Source organism: Streptomyces sp. NBC_00568 (genome assembly GCF_026341855.1).
Lineage (GTDB): Bacteria > Actinomycetota > Actinomycetes > Streptomycetales > Streptomycetaceae > Streptomyces.
In genome coordinates, this window is the sequence record NZ_JAPENW010000001.1 from 4,666,915 (window position 1) to 4,689,232 (window position 22,318).

General features: G+C 70.6%; 18 protein-coding genes and 1 pseudogene. 10 read left to right on the plus strand and 9 right to left on the minus strand.

Going from position 1 to position 22,318, the window contains the following annotated elements; genetic code table 11:
- The first annotated feature begins 472 nt into the window (after window positions 1-472).
- Window positions 473-3,223 (plus strand): pyruvate, phosphate dikinase, encoded by a 2,751-nt coding sequence (gene ppdK, locus OOK38_RS20275; protein ID WP_266758504.1) that lies wholly within the window; start codon window positions 473-475, stop codon window positions 3,221-3,223.
- Between the two features lie 267 nt (window positions 3,224-3,490).
- On the opposite strand, the gene OOK38_RS20280 is transcribed toward ppdK, so the two are convergent.
- The 3 genes from OOK38_RS20280 to OOK38_RS20290 all read right to left on the minus strand — a co-directional run bounded on the left by OOK38_RS20280 (window position 3,491) and on the right by OOK38_RS20290 (window position 6,814).
- On the minus strand, window positions 3,491-4,192 hold the full coding sequence (locus OOK38_RS20280) for an ABC transporter ATP-binding protein (RefSeq protein WP_266758502.1): 702 nt from the start codon (window positions 4,190-4,192) through the stop codon (window positions 3,491-3,493).
- 43 nt (window positions 4,193-4,235) lie between these two features.
- Window positions 4,236-6,434 carry a hypothetical protein gene (locus tag OOK38_RS20285; protein ID WP_266758499.1) on the minus strand — a complete coding sequence of 733 codons (2,199 nt, stop codon included), beginning with the start codon at window positions 6,432-6,434 and terminating at the stop codon, window positions 4,236-4,238.
- 95 nt (window positions 6,435-6,529) lie between these two features.
- Entirely contained in the window at window positions 6,530-6,814 is a 285-nt protein-coding gene (locus OOK38_RS20290) for a lactococcin 972 family bacteriocin (RefSeq protein ID WP_266758498.1), read from the minus strand.
- Between the two features lie 480 nt (window positions 6,815-7,294).
- Between OOK38_RS20290 and OOK38_RS20295 the strand changes: the two genes are divergently transcribed.
- Complete coding sequence (locus OOK38_RS20295) at window positions 7,295-8,746, plus strand: hypothetical protein (RefSeq protein ID WP_266758496.1); 1,452 nt, start codon at window positions 7,295-7,297, stop codon at window positions 8,744-8,746.
- Between the two features lie 183 nt (window positions 8,747-8,929).
- A complete protein-coding gene (locus OOK38_RS20300) occupies window positions 8,930-9,865 on the plus strand; it encodes an oxidoreductase (protein WP_266758494.1) in 936 nt (311 codons plus the stop codon).
- A gap of 131 nt (window positions 9,866-9,996) precedes the next feature.
- Here the strand turns inward: OOK38_RS20300 and nirD are convergent, their stop codons facing one another.
- From nirD to OOK38_RS20315, 3 genes are read right to left on the minus strand one after another with little or no spacing between them, the layout of a single operon-like run.
- The gene (nirD, locus tag OOK38_RS20305; protein ID WP_266758492.1) at window positions 9,997-10,359 is read right to left on the minus strand and encodes a nitrite reductase small subunit NirD; all 363 of its coding nucleotides are present in this window, start codon (window positions 10,357-10,359) and stop codon (window positions 9,997-9,999) included.
- Window positions 10,356-12,986 (minus strand): nitrite reductase large subunit NirB, encoded by a 2,631-nt coding sequence (nirB, locus tag OOK38_RS20310; RefSeq protein WP_323178816.1) that lies wholly within the window; start codon window positions 12,984-12,986, stop codon window positions 10,356-10,358. The genes nirD and nirB overlap by 4 nt, the downstream gene beginning before the upstream one ends.
- A complete protein-coding gene (locus OOK38_RS20315; RefSeq protein WP_266758490.1) occupies window positions 12,987-14,270 on the minus strand; it encodes an NAD(P)/FAD-dependent oxidoreductase in 1,284 nt (427 codons plus the stop codon).
- 278 nt (window positions 14,271-14,548) lie between these two features.
- Between OOK38_RS20315 and OOK38_RS20320 the strand changes: the two are divergent.
- A pseudogene (locus tag OOK38_RS20320) lies at window positions 14,549-14,650 on the plus strand (DNA-binding response regulator); the annotation flags it as partial.
- 105 nt (window positions 14,651-14,755) lie between these two features.
- Window positions 14,756-15,538: a TSUP family transporter gene (locus tag OOK38_RS20325; protein WP_266758488.1), complete on the plus strand. Its 783-nt coding sequence runs from the start codon at window positions 14,756-14,758 to the stop codon at window positions 15,536-15,538.
- Window positions 15,539-15,542: 4 nt separating this feature from the next.
- Here OOK38_RS20325 and OOK38_RS20330 read toward each other — a convergent pair whose 3' ends face one another.
- Together OOK38_RS20330 and OOK38_RS20335 are read right to left on the minus strand one after the other, a co-directional pair.
- Window positions 15,543-16,163: a class F sortase gene (locus OOK38_RS20330; protein WP_266758486.1), complete on the minus strand. Its 621-nt coding sequence runs from the start codon at window positions 16,161-16,163 to the stop codon at window positions 15,543-15,545.
- A 174-nt stretch (window positions 16,164-16,337) separates the two neighbouring features.
- Window positions 16,338-16,856: a hypothetical protein gene (locus OOK38_RS20335; RefSeq protein ID WP_266758484.1), complete on the minus strand. Its 519-nt coding sequence runs from the start codon at window positions 16,854-16,856 to the stop codon at window positions 16,338-16,340.
- Window positions 16,857-17,253: 397 nt separating this feature from the next.
- Between OOK38_RS20335 and OOK38_RS20340 the strand changes: the two genes are divergently transcribed.
- Both OOK38_RS20340 and OOK38_RS20345 read left to right on the plus strand, forming a co-directional pair.
- A complete protein-coding gene (locus tag OOK38_RS20340; protein WP_266758482.1) occupies window positions 17,254-17,877 on the plus strand; it encodes an NADPH-dependent FMN reductase in 624 nt (207 codons plus the stop codon).
- 223 nt (window positions 17,878-18,100) lie between these two features.
- Complete coding sequence (locus tag OOK38_RS20345; RefSeq protein ID WP_266848641.1) at window positions 18,101-18,700, plus strand: dihydrofolate reductase family protein; 600 nt, start codon at window positions 18,101-18,103, stop codon at window positions 18,698-18,700.
- A gap of 117 nt (window positions 18,701-18,817) precedes the next feature.
- On the opposite strand, the gene OOK38_RS20350 is transcribed toward OOK38_RS20345, so the two are convergent.
- Window positions 18,818-20,461, minus strand: a complete 1,644-nt coding sequence (locus OOK38_RS20350; protein WP_266848642.1) for a M4 family metallopeptidase — start codon at window positions 20,459-20,461, stop codon at window positions 18,818-18,820.
- A 172-nt stretch (window positions 20,462-20,633) separates the two neighbouring features.
- On the opposite strand from OOK38_RS20350, the gene cutA reads away from it, so the two are divergent.
- The 3 genes from cutA to OOK38_RS20365 all read left to right on the plus strand — a co-directional run bounded on the left by cutA (window position 20,634) and on the right by OOK38_RS20365 (window position 22,203).
- Window positions 20,634-20,960: a divalent-cation tolerance protein CutA gene (gene cutA / locus OOK38_RS20355; RefSeq protein WP_266758476.1), complete on the plus strand. Its 327-nt coding sequence runs from the start codon at window positions 20,634-20,636 to the stop codon at window positions 20,958-20,960.
- A gap of 134 nt (window positions 20,961-21,094) precedes the next feature.
- The gene (locus OOK38_RS20360; RefSeq protein ID WP_266849364.1) at window positions 21,095-21,505 is read left to right on the plus strand and encodes a gamma-glutamylcyclotransferase family protein; all 411 of its coding nucleotides are present in this window, start codon (window positions 21,095-21,097) and stop codon (window positions 21,503-21,505) included.
- 503 nt (window positions 21,506-22,008) lie between these two features.
- Window positions 22,009-22,203, plus strand: coding sequence for a twin-arginine translocation signal domain-containing protein (locus OOK38_RS20365; protein WP_266848643.1), 195 nt, complete (start codon window positions 22,009-22,011; stop codon window positions 22,201-22,203).
- Window positions 22,204-22,318: the final 115 nt, after the last annotated feature.

Consider the following 22,318-nt stretch of genomic DNA (forward strand, 5'->3'; position numbering starts at 1 on the left):
CCTTCCGGCGCCCGCCGTCCGCGGCCGTCCGGCCCGGGGTCATCCGTGCGGGGTATCCGTGTGTGACATCCGTGTGTCGTGTCCGGATCGTGGTCCGCATGATGAAATCTGACTCCTCCACGTGGCGTGATTCTCGCCACCCTTGATAAGGGGTACGCTCAGATGAGCGGATCTTGGGCGGCTGCACTTCCCTAAGGGGTGGCACTCAGTGCCACGCTCTGATCGTTCATCGATTAAACTCAGACGTGCCGAAGCCCGCTCACCTGAGCGTCCAGAGCGATCTACGTGCGTTGATTCGTTCAAGAAGTGAAAACACCGCCCCCGGATGGCTTGCCAAGCTTTGACTTTTGATCCGGTGGCGGACGAGTGGTTACAGGCGCATGACGCGCAAGTGGACGTACCCAGACGCCTTCGATCTGGGTATGTTCCCCGTCGTCAGGGCAGCCACCGCGACGTCGAGGAGTCGAGACTCGTGTCGGAAAACAAAGATCCCCACGTAGCTGAGAGCGGCGAAAGCGGCGTTGGCGGAGTGAAGTTCGTTTATGACTTCACCGAGGGCAACAGGGACCTCAAGGACCTCCTCGGGGGCAAGGGCGCCAACCTTGCCGAGATGACCAACCTGGGCCTTCCCGTCCCGCCCGGCTTCACCATCACCACCGAGGCGTGCAAGACCTACCTCGACAGTGGCGAGGAGCCGGCGGCACTGCGTGACGAGGTGAGTGCGCACCTCGACGCCCTCGAGGCGAAGATGGGCAAGAAGCTCGGCCAGGCCGACGACCCTCTGCTCGTGTCCGTCCGTTCCGGGGCGAAGTTCTCCATGCCCGGCATGATGGACACCGTCCTGAACATCGGGCTCTCCGACAGGTCGGTCCAGGGCCTCGCCAAGCAGGCCGGCGACGACCGTTTCGCGTGGGACTCCTACCGCCGTCTCATCCAGATGTTCGGCAAGACGGTCCTCGGGGTGGACGGCGAGCTCTTCGAGGACGCGCTGGACGCGGCGAAGGAGCTCAAGAAGGTCACCGTCGACACGGACCTCGAAGCGGCCGATCTGAAGAAGCTCGTCACCAAGTTCAAGAAGATCGTCAAGACCGAGGCCGGCCGGGACTTCCCGCAGGACCCGCGCGAGCAGATGGACCTCGCCATCCACGCGGTCTTCGACTCCTGGAACACCGACCGCGCGAAGCTGTACCGCCGCCAGGAGCGCATCCCGCACGACCTCGGCACGGCCGTCAACATCTGTTCGATGGTCTTCGGCAACCTCGGCCCCGACTCCGGCACCGGCGTCGCCTTCACCCGCGACCCCGCCTCCGGCCACCAGGGCGTGTACGGCGACTACCTCCAGAACGCCCAGGGCGAGGACGTCGTCGCGGGCATCCGCAACACGGTCCCGCTCGCGGAGCTGGAGTCGATCGACAAGAAGTCGTACGACCAGCTCATGCAGATCATGGAGACCCTGGAGAACCACTACAAGGATCTCTGCGACATCGAGTTCACCATCGAGCGCGGCCAGCTGTGGATGCTCCAGACCCGCGTCGGCAAGCGCACGGCGGGCGCGGCCTTCCGTATCGCCACGCAGCTGGTGGACCAGGGCCTGATCGACGAGGCCGAGGCGCTCCAGCGGGTGACGGGCGCCCAGCTCGCGCAGCTGATGTTCCCGCGCTTCGACGACGAGGCGAAGGTCGAGCAGGTCGGCCGGGGCATCGCGGCGTCGCCGGGCGCGGCCGTGGGCAAGGCGGTCTTCGACTCGTACACCGCCGTGAAGTGGTCGCGTTCCGGTGAGAAGGTCATCCTGGTCCGCCGCGAGACGAACCCCGACGACCTGGACGGCATGATCGCGGCGGAGGGCATCCTGACCTCGCGCGGCGGCAAGACCTCCCACGCGGCCGTCGTGGCGCGCGGCATGGGCAAGACCTGTGTCTGCGGCGCCGAGGAGCTCGAGGTCGACACCAAGCGGCGCCGGATGACCGTGCCCGGCGGGCGCGTCGTCGAGGAGGGCGACGTGATCTCCATCGACGGCTCGACCGGCAAGGTCTACCTCGGCGAGGTCCCGGTGGTCCCCTCCCCGGTCGTCGAGTACTTCGAGGGCCGCATGCACGCGGGCGCCGACGACGCCGACGAGCTGGTCGCCGCGGTGCACCGGATCATGGCGTACGCCGACCGGGTCCGCCGGCTGCGGGTGCGCGCCAACGCCGACAACGCCGAGGACGCGCTGCGGGCCCGCCGCTTCGGCGCGCAGGGCATCGGCCTGTGCCGCACCGAGCACATGTTCCTCGGTGACCGCCGCGAGCTCGTGGAGCGGCTGATCCTCGCGGACACCGACGCGGAGCGCGAGGAGTCCCTGAAGGGGCTGCTGCCCCTCCAGAAGCAGGACTTCGTCGAGCTGTTCGAGGCGATGGACGGGCTTCCTGTGACGGTCCGTCTCCTGGACCCGCCGCTGCACGAGTTCCTGCCGGACATCACCGAGCTGTCGGTGCGGGTCGCGCTCGCCGAGTCCCGCAAGGACTCCAACGAGAACGACCTCCGTCTCCTTCAGGCCGTGCACCGTCTGCACGAGCAGAACCCGATGCTGGGCCTGCGCGGCGTACGCCTCGGCCTGGTCATCCCCGGTCTGTTCACCATGCAGGTGCGGGCCATCGCGGAGGCGGTCGCCGAGCGCAAGAACGCCAAGGGCGACCCGCGCGCGGAGATCATGATCCCGCTCGTCGGCACGGTCCAGGAGCTGGAGATCGTCCGCGACGAGGCCGACCAGGTCATCGCCGAGGTCGAGGCGGCCACCGGCGTGCAGCTGAAGCTGGCGATCGGCACCATGATCGAGCTGCCCCGGGCCGCGCTGACGGCCGGCCAGATCGCCGAGGCGGCGGAGTTCTTCTCCTTCGGCACCAACGACCTCACCCAGACGGTCTGGGGCTTCAGCCGCGACGACGTGGAGGCCTCCTTCTTCACGGCGTACCTGGAGAAGGGCATCTTCGGGGTCAGCCCGTTCGAGACGATCGACAGGGACGGCGTCGGCTCCCTGGTGAAGTCCGCGGTGCAGGCCGGCCGGGAGACCCGCCCCGACCTGAAGCTCGGCGTCTGCGGCGAGCACGGCGGCGACCCCGAGTCGGTCCACTTCTTCCACGAGGTGGGACTCGACTACGTCTCCTGCTCCCCGTTCCGCATCCCGGTCGCCCGCCTGGAAGCGGGCCGCGCGGCCTCCACCTCGAAGGGCAGCGACCACCGGTAGAGACCCCGGAGCCCACGCCGGTCACCTCACCCTCACCGACCCGGCAACGGCCCCGGCATCCAGAACGAAGGGGCGGCACCCTGTGCGGGGATGCCGCCCCTTCGGGCTTTGTCGGCGGAGGCGGTGAAGCCACGTCGCCGGCCAGGTAGGTCGGTGTTTGCCGGCGTCGGCGGCTGGCGAACCCCGTGTGACGCCGTAGTGCCCTCGTTGTGCCCTGAGGGAACGGCAAGGGGATTCGTCCACGCCGGCCCTACCGCGGACGGGTGGTCACCCCATCGCGCCGGCCGATGCCCGGGAGCCGACGAGAGACGACTCGTGCACAGCGAACACGGCGTCGCACCGGTCCCGGACGCCGGCATCGTGGGTGGCGATGACCACGGCACATCCGGCGTCGCTCATCTCCCGAAGGATGTCGACGACAACAGCGCTGTTGGCATCGTCGAGCGCACCGGTCGGCTCGTCCGCGAGCACCAGGGCCGGCTGCTGGACCATGAGACGGGCCAGTGCCACGCGCTGCTGTTCCCCACCGCTGAGATGGTGGATCCTCTCCTTCTCCCGCCCCGCCAGACCGACACGGTCAAGGGCTTCGGTGACAGCCGCACGGCCCTTGTCCGTGTTCTTGCCCCTGCCGTCGCTCCGCGCCGACCGCCGTGGCTTGACCACCACGTCCAGGTTCTCCGCGACCGTCGCGTTCTCGATCAGCGCATAGTGCTGAAACAGATAGCCGAGAGTGTCGCGGCGGAACCGACGGACGTCGCCTCGGCCGAATCGGGTGATGTCCTTCCCCTCGTACCGAATGGTCCCGGTACTCGGCTTGTCGAGCAGTCCAAGACAGTTGAGGAGGGTCGATTTGCCGGATCCACTCGGTCCCACGAGGGCGAGCATCTCACCGCGATGGACGGTGAGGTCGACGTCGCGCCACAGGGTCCGGGCGCCGAAGACCTTCGAAAGATTCTCGATATCGATCACAACATACTCCGGCTCGGTAGAGGGGCCTTCGTACCGGCGGGGCTCATGTCTCCGTCGCCCCTTCCTTCACGATGCGGCGATGGAAAAAAGCGAGGGCGAGAAGCACGGCCCCCAGCTCGAAAACAACAAGACCGGTGATGACGGTGAGATCCAGCGCAGTGATGTGAGCGGCCTGGAAGGGAGCAGGCGCACCGGCCGCCGCGTACTTCTCCAGTTCCTGATTCCGCTGCCACGCCTGAAGAGGAACCCGCGTGGCGAAGACGGCAGCGATAGCCACTTCCGCGGCGAGAATAAAGCGATGGTTGGCGACATATCTCCAGCCGCCGATGTGTCGTATGAATATGCTCTGCGCGTTCTTTCGCGAGTAGATGAGACAGACGCCGACCCCGGCGATGAGGAGCACGATGACGGCAACGACGAGGTTGAAGATCTGGAGGCGAAGTTTGTTGACCGAGTTCCGGAGGTCCAGAGCGGTTTTCTGTCCGACCGGACTCACAGAATTCACGTAGTTGCTGACCTGTTTCGACTCGATGGCATGGAATACGTCATCGGGGTCGGGGAAGATCACTCCATCCTGAGTGGCGAATGAGGTGTAGGCGTCGTTCGTGAGGAAACGCGAACCATTGGGGACGACGACAAGAATCGGATCGCGCACCAGGGACCTGTCCTCGTCCGCACTGTGCGCCGAGTTGTAGGCGTAGGTGCCGGTGCTGTAGCCGAAGAGGCGCTGTCCGGTCCTGCTGTTACGCGTTTCGATCGGGATGTGCCGGCTGAGACCCGGGTCGATGATCCTGGCGGCCGCCTTGGTGATCGTCCGCCGGTGGGAGGAAAGGGAATCGGGAATGATGACCCGTACCGGACGCGAGTCCGGCGCTTCTCCGCTCCTGGCCTCTGAGGTATGACGCCGTCCCGACGGGTCGAGCACCGGCTGCTCGCTGAGATACGTGTCGTTGACGATGAGAATCTCGCCGGCCGGTAGCCGCGCGTCGGGGGCGGAGACCTGGAGATCCCGGCGCCCGGCGACAATCACCTTGCCCCGCCTGTCGGCCTGGCGCAGCCACGGACCGACATGGTCGTTCAACTGGTCCATGTGCATGGCGAAAGCGCCGTTGAGACGGATCGAGACCGCGTCGCCCACCGTGCCGTAGAGGTCCCGGTTCTCCTGGCGCGTCAGTACGTCCCGGCTCGCGAGGGTGACATTCGTGGCGATACCGAGAGCGAGCAGCAGCGCGGGGACGCGGACGAGGTAGACGCTGATGGACGCCGCCCGCGAAGGCAGTTCGCCTTTCAGGGCGCCCAGTACGTCGACCTTGTACGTCAGGGCCAGCGCGGCCGCGTGCGTGGCCAGCGCCAGGATGCCGAGCAGGGCGGCGATGCCCGCGGCCAGCGAGGCGAACAGCCCCAGCCAGGCGAGACCGTTGTAGAGGCCGAGGAAGGCGAGCGCCGCGACCGTGACGGTGGCGACCGCCGCCGACCAGAACACCGCCAGCTGCCGCAGATCGCGAAGCAGGATGCCGGCGAAGGACAGGCCCTGCATCCGAAGGACTCCGTACGCCTTCGCGTTGAGCAGCACGCTCGCGCCGGTCATCGTCAGCGCCGCGAGGGCGACCACGCAGAGGGCCCGGTACAGGGGATCGCCCGAGTACCGGTCGACCAGTTCCCGGTACGACAAGGGGTGGGTGACGGCCACGATCATGCCGAGGTCTTCGAACTCGGCCCGCAGGGCATCGGCCGCCGCGGGCGACCCGAACACGTAGTAGGAACCGCGCGGGTCCTGTTGTCCGATCTCGGAGATCGGATGCACGCGCGTTTCATAGGTCCCGCTGAACTCCGGGTATCCCTTGTCCAGCCATTCCGCTGTCATGGAATGGGGCCCGCCCGGAGCCAGGTACAGATGCCGAACCCCGTCGGAGTTCTTCAGATCGGGCACCTCGCGAGCCACCCCGACCGAGTGCTCGGCGGAGAACGCCGTGATGTCCCGGACGACCTGAGCACTGCTGACGGAATCGTCGGAATCCATCACGTCGATCAGAGCCGAGTTCCCCAGGACCCCGCCCTCGTCCAGGCTCCGCAGGAACAGAAAGGCCAGTACTGCGGAGAAGGCCAGAACGGCGGCGTGGACGAAACGTATACCTCGATGCAGCATGGGATACCTAGGTTGAGGCGCTCGCTCGGGAGCGCGCGTCCGGGAATTCGAGTTCTCGAGAGAAAAGCTGTGGAGGCGAGAGAAACTCGCCTCCACAGCCCTAAAAGCCCATCCGGCAAGCCCAGCCGAGCAGTCGGGAGCGGCGCCACTCGCGACAGCTTCCTAGGCTTGTCGAGATTCGACCCAGAGAATTAGCAGTTCGGGTCGTAGTAGTACGACACCGAGCCGTTCAGCCCCGCCGAAGCCAGGGACCATTCGCCCTTGGCCGTGCAGCCGCTGCCGAATACGTGGCCGCCCGTCTTCACCGAGGAAGCGTGCTTGTTGTTCGGGTGCTTGTAGTTCGACCACGCCGTGTTGGCGCCCTTGTCGTAGCTCCACCTGCCACCGCCGACGTCGACCGAGGTGGCCAATGCCGGCGTGGCCGCGGCCACGATGATGGCGGTGGCCGCCAGCGCAGCCTTTACCCCGTTTCGCATGCTCAAGACTGACTCCTAGTCATCTGTTCTGGTCGGAACAGGAATAGATCTTGATCGACATGTGCGGCCGCGAGCAACCGAATATCCGAGTGATCCAAATCACGGCAAAATTCGGCCGCGGCATGCATCGGCCGCACAGGTCTATTTCTGGCCGAGTTCGCTATGGGGAGTGCGGTCCGGGGCGGGCCATGGAACGCCCGAGTGGATGACAAAAAGCCTTTCCTGGTTGCGCTGGATATAGCCAAATTCTGACAGCACTTTTCAGCCACAAAGCCCGGGGTGTGGCGGCATTTTCTGTCTCCATATACTGTCGACGAGTTCCGAGGCGGGGCAGGCAATGTCGCCTGCCTTTCCGGGCAGAGTTAATTCGCGATTCCGCGGCACTTCCGCGCGACGCGAAACCGGTCCGGTGGGTCTTGGCCATGTCGACGAACCGCCGACTTCAGTTCGCACCGCTACCCCGAGGGCCTGACCACCTTCATGAATCCCGCCATAACCACCGGCCGCCGCCCCCTGCCCATGTGGCCGATCTCCGCGCTGTGGACCCTGGCCCTCGGCCTGTGGGGGCTGTCCCGGCAGCACAGCCTGTGGCGGGACGAGGCGGCGACCTGGCAGGTGGCCCAACGGCCCACCGCCGAGATCTGGCACATGCTGGGACAGGTCGACGCCGTACACGGGCTCTACTACCTGCTGATGCACGGACTGTTCGAGTGCTTCGGGCCCGGCACGACGACGCTGCGGCTGCCCTCCGTGCTGGCCATGGCGGTGGCGGCGGCCTGTGTGACCGCCATCGGCCACCGACTGGCCGGGGTGTGGGCGGGCCTGGGGGCAGGGCTGGCGCTCGGACTGCTCCCGGCGGTGCAGTTCTACCTGCAGGAGGGCCGCCCGTACGCGCTGGTCGCGGCCGGCGCCGCGATCTCGACGCTGCTGCTGGTGACCTTGCTCAAGGGACGTGACAGAGCGGCACTTTGGGCGGCCTACGGCGGCACGGTCCTGCTGTGCGGGCTGCTGAACTGGTTGTCGCTGATGATTCTGCCCGCGCACGCCGCGACCCTGGCCCGGACGAGGGCCGGGCGCGGAGTGTGGACCCGCTGGACGGCGGCCTCGGCGGCGGCCGTCGCGGGTGTGCTGCCCCTGATCCTGTTCAGCCGGAGCCAGTCCGTCCAGATCTCCTGGATACCGCCGCTGACCTGGCACATGATGATCGGCCCGGCCGTCCTGCTGGCGATCGGCGGCCTCGGCGCCCTGGTGGACCGCCCGCGCGCGGGCCGACTGTCGGTGGCGGCCGTGGGGCTGCCGCTGCTCGCGGTGCCGCAGCTCATCCTGATCGGCCTCTCCCTGGTCCAGCCGCTGTTCCTGGACAGGTACGTCCTGTTCAGCCTGCTGGGTCTGGCACTGCTGATCGGAACAGCGCTGGGCACGGCGATACGGGTGGCCGCGCGGCGCCTCCCGAAGGCGGCCCCGTGGATCCTCCCCGTGACCATCGCCGTGGCGATGACGGCACTGCTGCCCCAGTCGCTGGCCAAGCGCTCCGCGGCGAGCCGGGTGGACGACGTCCTGTCCGTGGCGGCGGACGTACGACGGCTCAAGGAGCCTGGAGACGCGGTCCTCTTCGTACCGGCAGCGCGCCGCGACACCAAGTTGGTCTCCCCGCACGCCTTCACCGGCCTGGGAGACATAGCGCTGACCGAGAGCCCGCAGAAGTCCGGAACGCTGAAGGGCGTGGAGGCCGGCCCGGCTCGGATCCGCGCCGCGATGCTGACCCAGCGGCGGATCCTCCTGGTGACGGACGCACCGAAGGTCGCGAGACCGGTGTCGGCGAAACGAGACCGCATGAAGACCTCAGTACTGAAGAAGTACTTCACGCCGGTGGCGGACGAGCAGGTCCGCGGCCGCAGGGTGACGGTGTACCGACGCAACGACCGTTCATGACCCCTCGGCCACTCCACTCGCACAAACGGCCCCGGACAAGCGGCCCGAGGACGAACGGAACGCCTCCCCGGGTTGGAAATCCCAGGTCGGCGACGCAACGCGCTGTGCCCCGGCAGGATTCGACCTTGCGACACCCGCTCTAGGCTGGAGCCGCCCTCACCCCTCCCGTGGAAGGAATCCGCCATGTCCGGCTGGAACGCGCAGGCCGTCCCCGACCAGCGCGGGCGCACCGCCGTCGTCACGGGGGCCAACAGCGGTCTCGGGTACGTGACCGCGCGCGAGCTCGCCCGCCTTGGCGCCCGGGTCGTCCTCGCCTGCCGCAGCGAGCTGCGGGGCACCGAGGCCGTGAACCGGCTCGTGGCCGAAGTGCCGGGAGCGGAGGCCGAGTTCATACGGCTGGATCTAGGGGAGCTGGACTCCGTGAGGGAGTTCGCGAGCGTCTGCGAACGGACGCACGACCGGCTCGATCTCCTCGTCAACAACGCCGGCGTCATGGCGCTGCCCCTCGGCCGCACCGCCGACGGGTTCGAGACCCAGTTCGGCGTCAACCACCTCGGGCACTTCGCGCTCACCGGGCTGCTGCTCCCGATGATCGCCGAGACCCCCGGGGCGCGGATCGTCACCCTGTCGAGCATGGTCCACGCGCTCTCGGACATCGACATCGACGACCTCAACAGCGAGAAGGGGCCCTATCGCCGCTGGATCGCCTACGCCCGGTCCAAGACCGCCAACCTCCTCTTCACGCACGAACTCGCGCGGCGGCTGTCCCACGCGGGGAGCGACGTCGTCGCGGCCGCCGCGCACCCCGGGTACGCCTCCACCAACCTGCAGACCGCCGGACCCCGGCTGGAAGGGCGCAAGGGCGCCGAGCGGTTCATGGAGATCGGCAACCGCGTCTTCGCGCAGAGCGCCGAGGCCGGAGCCCTGCCGACGCTGTACGCGGCCACCGCGCCCGGCGTGCGGCCCGACACCTTCGTCGGACCGTCCTTCGCGATGTGGCGCGGCTCGCCCGCGACGTCCTGGCGGGCCGGCCGGACCCGCGACGACCTCGCGGGAGAACGGCTCTGGGCCGCCTCGGAGCGGCTGACGGGCGTCACCTACGAGGGGCTCAAGGGCTGACACCGGCGCCGCTACGAGGGAATCGAGGGCGGACACCGGCACCGCGAGGGCCGGCGGGCGCCGGCTCCCGGCGGATGCCCCGGTCCGTCCCGGTCCGGCGTGCCTCGCTGCCGCCGCGGGGCTTGCCCGGTTCAGGCCGCCCGCACCTCGTACGTCGTCACCCGTACGTCCTCGTCGTCCAGGCACCGGCCCGACTCCAGGTCGAAGCGCTGCTTGAGCAGCGGGGAGGCCACGAACGGGCGGCCCCGATGGGTTCCGGTGAGCCCGCGGGAGAGCACCGCCGCCCCGCTGAACGGGTCACGGTTGTCGATGGCGTACGTCCGTCCCGCGCGGTCGGTGAACAGGGCTGCCTGGCTGCCGTCCGGGAGGAGCGCGGCGACCCCCCGGCCGGGGGTCAGCAGGGACAGCTCGCAGATCGTGAACCAGCCGTCCTCCAGCAGGAGCTGGAGCGTGAGGGCGGCCGTCGTCCGGGTCGTCTCGGGTGCCAGGGTCATCGCTGGGCACTTCCTTCCAGGGGGCGGTTTCCGATGGTCAGCAGCGGCAGGTCGGGCTTGATCTGGTCGCGCTCGGGAACGAAGCCGACGACCGGGTCCGGGGTGTCCGGGGCGTTCACGAAGGACACGAACCGGCTCAGCTTCTCCGGGTCGTTGATGGTCTCGGCCCACTCGTCGCGGTAGTTCGCGACATGCGCGGTCATCAGCGACTCCAGCTCCTCGCAGATGCCGAGCGAGTCCTCCACCACCACCTCCCGGACGTGGTCCAGGCCGCCGGGAATCCGCTCCAGCCAGGTCGACGTGCGCTCCAGGCGGTCCGCCGTGCGGATGTAGAACATCAGGAAGCGGTCGATGAGGCGGATCAGTTCGGCGTCGCTCAGATCCTGGGCCAGCAGGTCCGCGTGGCGCGGGGTCGCGCCGCCGTTGCCGCCGACGTACAGGTTCCAGCCGTTGGAAGTGGCGATGATGCCGAAGTCCTTGGACTGGGCCTCGGCGCACTCGCGGGCGCACCCGGAGACCGCCGACTTGAGCTTGTGCGGGGAGCGCAGACCCCGGTAGCGCAGCTCCAGGTCGATGGCCATCCGGACCGAGTCCTGCACGCCGTACCGGCACCAGGTCTGCCCGACGCAGGACTTCACGGTGCGCAGCGACTTTCCGTACGCGTGCCCGGACTCGAAGCCGGCGTCCACCAGCCGCGCCCAGATCAGCGGGAGCTGCTCCACCCGCGCACCGAACAGGTCGATGCGCTGGCCTCCGGTGATCTTCGTGTAGAGCCCGAAGTCCCGTGCCACCTCGCCGATCACGATGAGCTTCTCGGGAGTGATCTCGCCGCCGGGGATGCGCGGCACGATCGAGTACGAGCCGTTCTTCTGGAGATTGGCGAGGAAGTGGTCGTTGGTGTCCTGGAGCGAGGCCTGTTCGCCGTCGAGGACATAGCCGTCGGCGCCGATGGTCGGGGCGAGGGAGGCGATGATCGAGCCGACGGCGGGCTTGCAGACCTCGCAGCCGTCACCGCCCCGGGCCTCCTCACGGCCGTACCGGTCGAGCAGCGTCCGGTACGAGGTGATCCTGAGCGCCAGGACGATCTCGTACAGCTCCTCGCGGGTCTGCCCGAAGCAGCCGCACAGGCCGTGGTCGACCTCGACGCCGCTCGCGGCCAGTTCCTCGTTGACGAGCTGACCGAGGACCTTGACGCAACTCCCGCAGCCCGTACCGGCCTTGGTGCACTTCTTGACCTCGGGGACGGTCGTGCAGGAGTGCTCGGTGACCGCGCCCCGGATCGTGCCCTTGGTGACGTTGTGGCAGGAGCAGATGACCGCCGAGTCGGGGAGCGCGGAGGGGCCGAGGGCCACCGGGGCCCCCGCCCCCGCCGGCAGCACCAACTGCTCGGGGGAGATCGGCGGCACCGAGCCGGTGAACGCGCGCAGGGTGCCGTAGGCGTCCGCGTCGCCGACCAGGATGCCGCCGAGGAGCTGCCCGTCACGGCCGATGACCAGCTTCTTGTAGGTGCCCGAGCGCGAGTCCGCGTAGACGACGTCGAGGCAGTCGGCGGTGGCTCCGTGCGCGTCGCCGAACGAGGCGACGTCGACACCGAGGAGCTTCAGCTTCGTCGACAGGTCGGCGCCGGTGAAGCTCGCCTCGTCGGCGGCGATCGTCGCGGCGGCCGTCGCGGCCATCTCGTAGCCGGGCGCGACGAGTCCGTACACCCGGCCGTCCGCGGCGAGGGCACACTCGCCGATCGCGAACACGGACGGGTCGGAGGTGCGGCACTGCTCGTCGACCGTGATGCCGCCGCGCTCGCCGACCGTGAGCCCCATGTCGCGGGCGAGCTGGTCGCGCGGACGGACTCCCGCGGAGAACACCACCAGATCCGTGGGGAGTTCGGACCCGTCGGACAGCTTCATGCCGGTCACGGCGCCGTCGTCGCCGGTGACGATCTCCTGGGTGCCCGTGCCGGTGTGCACGCTCAGGCCCATGTCCTCGATGGTGCGCAGGAGCGCGGCTCCGCCGCCTTCGTCCACCTGCACCGGCATCAGGCGCGGCGCGAACTCCACGATGTGCGTGGTCAGTCCGAGTCCCTTGAGCGCGCCGGCCGCCTCGAGGCCGAGCAGGCCGCCGCCGACGACGGCGCCGGTCGTCGCCCGCGCCTTCGCGTACTCCTCGATGGCGAGCAGATCCTCGATCGTGCGGTAGACGAAGCAGCCCTCTGCGTCCTTGCCGGGCACCGGCGGAACGAAGGGATAGGAGCCGGTGGCGAGGACCAAGGTGTCGTAGCCGACCGTCAGACCGGACCGGGCGGTCACGGTGCGCGCGACCCGGTCGATCGACTCGGCCGGGTCGCCGAGGTGCAGCTCGATGCCGTGCTCCTTGATGAACTCCGCGTCCGTGAGCGAGAGTTCGTCGGGTGTGCGGCCCGAGAAGTACGAGGTGAGCTGGACCCGGTCGTAGGCCGGGCGGGGCTCCTCGCAGAGCACGACCACGCGGTGCGTGGCGGTCAGGCCGCGTTCGGCGAGCGACTCCAGGAAGTGCTGGCCGACCATGCCGTGGCCGACGAGCACGATCGTGGGAGCGATCCCGGCGTCCGGGGCCGTCGCCGCCGCTGTCATCGTCGTCGTGTCCGGGGACATTCAGGAGCCTCCGTCGTTGGTGAGCAGGTGGAGCAGCGGTGCGCCGTCCGAGGGGAGCGGCTCCGCTCCCTCCCAGGCGCGGGCGAGGGCGCCGACGGTGCCGAGTTCGCCGACGAGCACGCCGCCGACCAGCCGGTCGTCGCGGACGACGACCTTGCGGTAGGTGCCGCGGGTGGCATCGGCGAGCTGGACGACGTCGTCGCCGGGCAGGGGATCGGTCTCGCCGAACGCGGCGAGGTCGAAGGGGGCGGTGCCGCCCGCCAGGGTGAGGCGGGTGAGGGAACGGGTGCCGGTGTAGCGGGCGGGGGAGCGGGTGGCCTCGCGCCGCGCCGGCCGGGCCTCGGCCGCTATCGACTCGGCGAGGACGTCGGCCTGTTCGAGAGCCGCGGTCGCCAGCCCGTAGACCGTGCCGTCGTGCTGGGCGCAGTCGCCCACAGCCCGGATGCGGGGGTCGGACGTCCGGAGTTCGTCGTCGACGAGGATGCCCTTGTGGACGGCGAGTCCCGCGTCCTGGGCGAGGCCCGTGCGGGGATGGACGCCGCAGGCCAGTACGACGAGGTCGGCGTCCAGGGCGTATCCGTCGGCCATCTCGACCGAGCGGACCGCGCCGCCGACCGAGCGCACGTCGCGCACCCGGCACTCGGTGTGCACCTCGACGCCCAGCTCCGTGAGGTGCCGGTGCACCAGACGGGACGCGGCCGGGTCGAGCTGGCGCTCCATGAGCCGCTCGGCCTGCTGCGCCAGCACCACCTGGGCCCCGCGCAACGCCAGCGCCCGGGCGGCCGACACCCCGAGCAGGCCGCCGCCGATCACGACGGCGCGGGTGCCGGGCCGGACGGCCTTCGACAGGCCCAGGCAGTCGTCCATGGTGCGGAACGCGTGCACGCCTTCCGGGAGTTCGTGCCGACCCTGGGCGAACAGGCCGCGAAGCGGAGGAAGTACGGGGTTGGAGCCGGTCGCGAGGACCAGCGTGTCGTATGCGATCACCGCGCCGTCCGCGCAGCGCACCGTGCGCGTGACGCGGTCGATACCGGTGACCCGGGCCCGGGTGAGGCGGTCGACGCCGGGAAGGGCGATCACCTCGGGGGCGTACCGTCCCGCCAGCACCTCGGCGAGCAGCACACGGTTGTACGGGGCGTGGTCCTCGTCGCCGATCAGCGTGACGGAGACGGGAGAGGCGGCGGACCGGGCGCCGCCGGTCACGCCGAGCTCGTCGAGCCGCCGGGCGAGCCGGACGCCCGCGAGTCCGGCGCCGATCACCACCACACGCGTATTCGAGGTCATGTCCACACCGTGCGGTGCCGGTGTTACCCGGTGGCATCACGTCTGTTTCCCGGGAGGAACGCTGCCCTCAGCGGGGGCGGGGCGGCGGTGTGAGGGTTCCGGGGGCCTGCGCGGGGCGGGCTGTGAGGTTCGGGCGCGGGGACGGCGGCGCGGCCCGGCCGGGCCGTGGGGCCCGAGGACAGGCGCCGGGGAGAAGGGCAGACGAGAGAGGCAGGTGGGCACGGACACGGGCCGGCGGGGAGACGGGCCGGAGCCGGGGGTGGGGCCAGCCGAACCTCAAGCACATCGCCAGCATCTTCCTGAAGCTCGACCTGCCCCCGTCGGACACCGGCCACCGGCGGGTCCTCGCGGTCCTGCGCTATCTGGACTCGGTGCACTGAGCGCCGACGCCCGCGCGGGGGACCCGCCGGGGCGAAGCTCAGAAGTCGCTCAAGATTCAGGGGCCCATGGCCGGCGCACGTATCCGGTCTCATAGGGTCGCGATCATGCCCGACATATCCCTGACCATGGTCCTAGTGCTCTGCGCCGCAGCCCTGGCGGCCGGCTGGATCGACGCCGTGGTCGGCGGAGGAGGGCTGCTTCTGCTGCCCGCCATGCTGCTCGGGCTGCCCGGCGGCACCCCGGCGGCCTACGCGCTCGGCACGAACAAGGCGGTGGCGATCGTCGGTACGACGGGAGCCGCGGTGACGTACGCGCGCAAGGCGCCCGTCGATGTGCGCCTCGCCGTACGGATCGGGGTCGCGGCGCTCGCCGGTTCCACGGCGGGAGCGTTCGTCGCGGCCGGGCTGAGCACCGACGTGCTCAAGCCGGTCGTCATGGTCGTCCTGGTCGGCGTCGGCACCTTCGTGATCCTGCGGCCCGCCTTCGGCACGGCGCCGCCGACCACCCCGGTCTCCCCGCGCCGCGTCCTCGCCGCGATCGGTCTCGCGGGCCTCGGCATCGGCTTCTACGACGGGCTCATCGGCCCCGGCACGGGAACGTTCCTCGTGCTCGCGCTCACCGCCCTGCTCCACCTCGACCTGGTGACCGCCTCCGCCACCGCCAAGATCGTCAACTGCTGCACCAACGCGGGCGCCCTCGCGACCTTCGCCTGGAAGGGCACGGTGTTCTGGCAACTCGCCGCCCTGATGGCCGTGTTCAATCTGGCGGGCGGCATGGTGGGGGCGCGGACCGCGCTCAAGAAGGGCAGCGGGTTCGTCCGCGTGGTGCTGCTGACGGTGGTGTTCGCACTGGTGGCGAATCTGGCGTACCAGCAGTGGCTCGCCTGAACGCTCAGCGGCTGCCCGTGAGATGGGCGAAGACGACCACGTTTCCCTGGTAGCCCGTCGTCTCCGAGTAGCCGCCCCCGCACGTGATGACGCGCAGCTCGGGCCGGCGCGCGGCGCCGTACACCTTCGCGTCGGGGAAGGCGCGGGAGTCGTACACCTCGACCGCGTCGACGGTGAACAGGGCCGTGCTGCCGTCGAGCCGGTCCACCTCGACCGTGCCGCCCTTGCGGAGGGCACCCAGGTCGTAGAAGACGGCGGGGCCGTCGGCGTTGTCGACGTGCCCGGCGACGACGGCCGTGCCGCGCTCACCGGGGGTGGTCCCGGCCTCGTACCAGCCGGCCAGGTTCTTCTTCTCCGCGGGCGGCACGTCGAGGCTGCCCTGCGGAGTGAGGCCGAGACCCATCAGGGGGGCGTCCACGCCGATCGCGGGGATGCGGATGCGGTCCGGCGGGGAGTGCGGCATCGCGGGGGCGACGGACCGCGCGCCGTCCCCGGAGGTCGCCGCCTGTGCCGCGGACGGCTGGGGAGGGGGGTGCGGTTCGGCACCGCTGCGCAGCAGCCAGGCACCGGAGCAGAGGGCGACGACGGTGACCGACGCTATGGCGACATTGCTGACCCGGCGCACGCGAGCCTCCTCACGGTTCCTTTCCCGGGCCGGGGCCGGCCGGGCCCCGGCGGCCGAGGGTGCCGGCCGGGGTGCTGATGGGGTCTGTCCCGTCCCCCTCCGGGCCGCGAGGGGCGTCGGGCCACGGAGGGGGAGGGACGGCGGTACCGGCGGACGGGCAGCGGAGGGTGCCCGTCAGATCCCGTCGCCTCTCGCCCGGCGATGCAGGAGCCAGGTACCGCCCGCGGCGGCGACGGCCAGCGCCGCCACTCCCGCCGCGGTCTGTACGGGGTCGGGGCCCAGCGCGCCGCCGACACCCGTGTTCACATGCCCGCGCGGCTGGATCTGCTCGCGCGTTGAGGTCAGGGTCACCATCAGGTCCCCGGTGACCCGCCGGCCGTGGGAGCACCGCGCGACGATCTCGTACGTCCCCGGCTGCGCGCTCGGCGGCACCCGGAACTGTCCGATCGCGTCCTGCTCGTGCGCGCTGGCCGCGAGTGTGAAGGTACCGCCGCCCACCGCCCCGGCGTCCCCGTTCGCGGTGCCGTCCGAGCCGCACGCGGCGGTGTTGACGGTGACCTCGGCGCCCGGGACGACGGCGGAGGGGAACACCTCCAGGCTTCCGGTGTCTCCGCCGTACACGGGCGCGGCGGCCAGACCCGCGGCGGCGACGGCGAGCGCGGTACCGGTCATCAGACGGGCGGTACGTCGCATCGTGCTAGCTCCTCCGAGGGGGCGCGGCCCGCGACACCCCCAAGTGCCGCTGCGTCGGTCGAACCCCTGCCTTACCGAGGTAAGTGGCACATGCCCCCGCCCGCTCTCTGATGGATCGTCAGAAATGATGTGAACGGGTGTCAGGCGGGGTGCCGGAAGGGGTGGAACCCTCGGCATTCCGGCAGGTCATCGGCGTGCGTTGGGCGTGTCGCGCAGGAGAACCCGAAGGGCGCGGGGCCGGGGGTGTGAACGGGTGACCGGGAGGCGCGGGGAGCGGGGTGCGGTGGCGGAGGGGGGTGAAGGGCGCGGGCGGACGGGGGCCGGCGTGCAGAGGCCGGGCGGGGCCGGCGCGGCTCGGCTTGACCTCAAGAATGGTTGAGGTACGAGGCTGTCCCTCATGAAGACAGCCACAGCTGAATCCACTGTCCCCGAGCAGATGTCCGAGCCGCCCGTACGGGTCGCCGTCGTGGTCGGCAGCAATCGCGAGGGGCGTTTCGGTCCCGTCGTCGCGGGCTGGCTGCTGGACCGCATCGGAGAACGGGACGACTTCCTCCCCGAGGTCCTCGACGTCGCCTCCGTCGAGCTCCCCACGGCCCTGTCCCACTCACCGTCCCCCGCGGTGGCCGCCGAACTGGCGAAGGTCAGCCCCGCCCTCGCCGACGCGGACGCCTTCATCGTCCTCACCCCCGAGTACAACCACTCCTTCCCCGCCGGCCTGAAGAACCTCATCGACTGGCACTACGGCGAGTGGCGGGCCAAACCCGTCGCCCTCGTCTCGTACGGCGGAGTGTCCGGGGGCCTGCGGGCCGTGGAGCACCTGCGTCAGGTCTTCGCCGAACTGCACGCGGTGACCGTACGGGACACGGTGTCCTTCCACGGCGCGGGCGCCGCCTTCGACGAGGCCGGCCACCCGCGCGACGCCGTGGGCCCCGCGGCGGCGGTGAAGACCATGCTGGACCAACTGGGCTGGTGGGCAAGGGCGCTGAAGGAGGCCAGGGGGAAGCGCCCGTACGGGGGCTGAGGTCCGCTCCGGCCCGGCGCGGGCCGACGAGTGTCGGGGGCGAGGTGCGGCACGACCCGGGCGGCCGGCCCGAAGGCGCGCCGGAATGTGTGCCGCATCACACCACCGCGTCGGCCGGACGCGATGATTTCGGAGCGGTGCGCCGGTCTTCACCGACGTAACCGAACGCGTGATGCGACCGAACGCGTGACGTGGCCGAGCACAGCGACGAGGAGCGAGACCCATGCGCATCGTGATCAGCGAGTTCATCAGCCTGGACGGTGTCGTGCAGGCGCCCGGAGGTCCCGAGGAGGACACCGACGGCGGGTTCGCCCACGGCGGCTGGTCCCACCCCTACTTCGACCCGGAGGTCGTGGGCGGCGCGTTCGCGGCGGGGCTCTCCCGGGCCGAGGCGCTGCTGTTCGGGCGCCGCACCTGGCAGACGATGGCCGGGGCGTGGCCCGAGCGGGCGGGCGATCCGTTCGCGGACCGGATGAACTCCCTCCCCAAGTACGTGGTCTCCAGCACCCTCGGCGAGGCGGAGCTGTCGGCCTGGGACAACACCACGCTCATCCCCGGGGACGAGAGCGTCGCCCGCATCCGCGAGCTGCGCGCGACCGGTGACGGCGACCTCGCGATGATGGGCAGTCCCACCCTCGTACGCACCCTGCTGGCCGAGGGCCTGGTCGACGAGCTCCAGCTGATCCGTATGCCGGTGATGCTCGGCGGCGGCAAGACGATCTTCCCCGAGGACGGCATGAAGCGCCCGCTCGTCCACGTCTCCACGGTCACCGCGAAGACCGGCGTGGACGTGAGCGTGTACCGGCCGGCGGACGAGAGCTAAGGGCTGGGCGGAGGCCCCGGACCGAGCCGTGGGCAGGCGTCCTGGCGACGCCTGCCCACGGGACCCCGAGGACGTCCGGTGCCGGTCGGCCCGGGGCCGGAGGGTGTCCGCTGCCGGTCAGGCCACGGAGACCGCCGACCAGGCCGCCGCCACGGCGTTGTACTCGGCGCTGCCCGCGCCGTACAGGTCCTTGGCCGCGTTCAGCGTGGCGGTGCGCGCGCCCGCGTACTTCGTCGACGAGGTCATGTAGACCGTCAGCGCGCGGTACCAGATCTTGCCCACCTTGTCGTGCCCGATGCCGGACACCGTGGAGCCGTTGCAGGTGGGGGAGTCGTAGCTGACGCCGCCCACGGTCTTCGCCCCGCTGCCCTCCGAGAGGAGGTAGGCGAAGTGGTTGGCGACGCCGGAGGAGTAGTGGACGTCCAGGTTGCCGACCGAACTGCTCCAGCAGTCGGCCGAGTTGCCGTCCTTGGAGGGCTTGTCCATGAAGCGGAGGGCGGGCTTGCCGAAGCCGGAACGGACGATCTTCTCGCCGATCAGGTAGTCACCGGCGTCCGAGGAGTTGTTCGCGTACCACTCCACCATGGTGCCGAAGATGTCGGACGTCGCCTCGTTCAGGCCGCCGGACTCGCCCGAGTACGTCAGCGCGGCCGTCTTCGAGGTGACCCCGTGCGACATCTCGTGCCCGGCGACGTCCAGCGCGACGAGCGGCCCGAACGTCGAGCCGTCCCCGTCCCCGTACGTCATGCAGAAGCAACTGTCGTCCCAGAAGGCGTTGTTGTAGTTGTTGCCGTAGTGCACGCGGTTGTACGAGCCCTTGCCGTCACCCGCGATGCCGTTCCGCCCGTGGACGTTCTTGTAGTAGTCCCAGGTCTCGTTCGTGCCGTACTGCGCGTCCACCGCCGCGGACGAGCGGTCCGAAGTGGCGCCCGTGCCCCAGTGGTTGTCCGTGTCGGTGAAGAGCGTCGCGGGCGCCCGGCTGATACAGATCCCGAAGATGCACAGGTCCGTCTTGTTCGCCGCGTCGCCCGTGTACGTGTTCCCGCGCGTCGGGTCCTTCAGCTGGTACGTCGATCCGGACAGCGTCGTCTCCAGCGGAACCGTGCCGCCGTACAGCGAAGTTCCGTCGCCCGTCGCCGTCTCGATGTTGTCCCACGCGTCGATCCGCGCCCCGCTGAGGGCGTCGGTCAGGAGCGTGCGGCCGACCGGGTTGCCGAGCGAGTCCTGGGCCACCGCGTCCGTGCGCCAGGCGAGCCTCGGCGTTCCGTGCAGGGCGTCCACGACCAGTCGCGGCTTGGCCGTCAGCTTCTTCAGTGCCTCGCCCGGATGGGCGGACCGCAGCGCGGTCACGGCGAGTCCGGCCGCCTTCGGGGCGGACAGCGCGGGGGTGACGCCGGGCAGCGAGATGGCCTCGGCCGTCGCGCGGTTCGCGCTGCGGTACGTGCCGTTCGGGGCCAGGTGGACCACGAAGTCGCCTCCGAGGACCGGGAGTTGCCGGTACGTCCGGTCGTAGCGCACATGCTGGGTGCCGTCCTTGTCGACGACGACGTCGCGGACGGAGGTGTTCTGCGCGGAGGTGAGGCCCAGGTTCGTGGCGTGGGCCACCAGCACCGAGGCCGCGTGCTCGATCGCGGTGGCCCGGGTCGGCCTGCTGTCGGCGTGCGCGGCGGGGGCGAGCGCGGCGGCCAGCAGGGTGGCCGTGGTCACGGCCGCGCCGGCGGTGACGAGGGAGGAACCTCGGATGTGCCGTATTCGACTCATCGGTCTCCTTGGGAAGGCGCCTTGGGAGGGCGCGCGTGGGGGGTGGCGCGTGGAGGGGCGCTGAAACTGACTTAGATTTAAAGGTCCATGACATGTCATGTCCATAGCGCCTGCTGGGTGCGTACCGGATGCGGCGAGAATCGTTTCCGTACCCTCACGAATGGAGACGATCATGGAATCGCCGGCCTGCCTGGCCGTCCTGACCACGACGGATGCCGCCGAGAAGGCCGAAGCGCTGGCCCGTGGCGCGGTGGCCGCGCGGGTCGCGGCCTGTGCGCAGATCTCGGGTCCTGTCACCTCCGTCTACCGCTGGGAGGGCGCCGTCACGACCGCCTCCGAGTGGCAGATCCAGTTCAAGACGACCGCGGCGCGCTACCCGGCGCTGGAGGCGTATCTCCTGAACGCCCACGACTACGACACACCCGAGATCATCGCGACCCGGATCGTCGCGGGAAGCCCCGACTACCTGCGCTGGCTGGAAGAGGAAACGGCCCCGTGAACACGCCGCACCCCTCGGACCCGCCGACTGCCCCGCACCCCTCGACCCCTTCGGCACCCCCGGACCCTTCGGCCTCGTCGGGTCCTCCGGACCCCTCGGACGAAGCGGGACTCCCCTTCTTCGTCTACGGCACCCTGCGCCCCGGCGAGCACAACCACGACCTCTTCCTGCGCGGCCGGACCCGGTCCGAGGAACCCGGGCGGATGCGGGGGCTGGTGCTGTACGAGGGACCCGGATACCCGTACGCGGTCGAAGAACCCGGCGGCGCGGTGAGCGGCGAACTCGTGACCGCGCTGCCCGAGACCTACGGGGAACTCCTCGCGGCGCTCGACGAGTTGGAGGAGTACGCACCGGGCGATCCGCGCAACCTGTACGAGCGGGTCGCGCGCGACGCCGTGCGGGCGGACGGCGCGACGGTCGTACGGGCCTGGGTGTACGTCGCCGCGCCCGCGGTGGCGGCCCGCCTGCGAGCCGAGGGCAGACCGATCGAGGACGGCGACTGGCGCGGCCCCGGGCGAGACACCCGGACCCGCCGACGCGGCTGAGGCGGCCGGCGCGGCTCGGGTGCCGGCGTGCGCGCGTGCGCGGGTGTGGACTCGGCCGGGACGGCGGCATGCGCCCGCGGCCGGGCGCCGGGCGCGCCGCCGCCGGGTCGGAGGCCGCGTCCGCCTGCCCGAGCAACTACAGGCCTGCGTGGCCGGGGCGGGAGCACGCCGGGACGGGCGGGGGACGCGCCTGGGCAGGGGGCGCGTGCCGGCGAGGCCGGGCGGACGGGAAGGCGGCCCACGGTCGCACGACCGGGGGCCGGGCGGGGACGCGCCCGTCTCCGGGCAGGGGACGGGCGCGTGCCGGCGGGGCTGGGCGGATGCGAAGGCGGCCCACGGTCGCACGACCGGGGGCCGGGCGGGGACGCGCCTGCGCAGGGGGGCGCGTGCCGGCGAGGCCGGGCGGACGCGAAGGCGGCCCACCGTTGTCCGCGTGCACCCGTGCGGGTGGCCGTCCCGTGCGCCCCCGGTGGCGCGGGCCTCCTCGCCCCTAGGGTCCGGCCATGACCGACCGCACCCTGACCAGACGACGAGTTCTCGCGCTCAGCGGGGCGGCCGTCGGCGCCGCCCTCGGCATCGGGCTCAGCTCGTGCTCCGCCGACCCGGAGCCGGGCGGGCCCTCCGGCTCCGGATCCGGCCCGGGAGAGACCCCCAAGTCCGTCGAGCGGTCCGGGGTGGACGGCCCGAGCGGGGACTGACCGTCGTGGCGCGAGCCGGCCGGGAGCTCGTGTCCGGCGGGTCCTCGATCAGCGGCGTCCAGGCTCGCCATGAGTCCGGCACGGCGCTCCGCGCCGGCCTGCCCGCTCTCGCGCA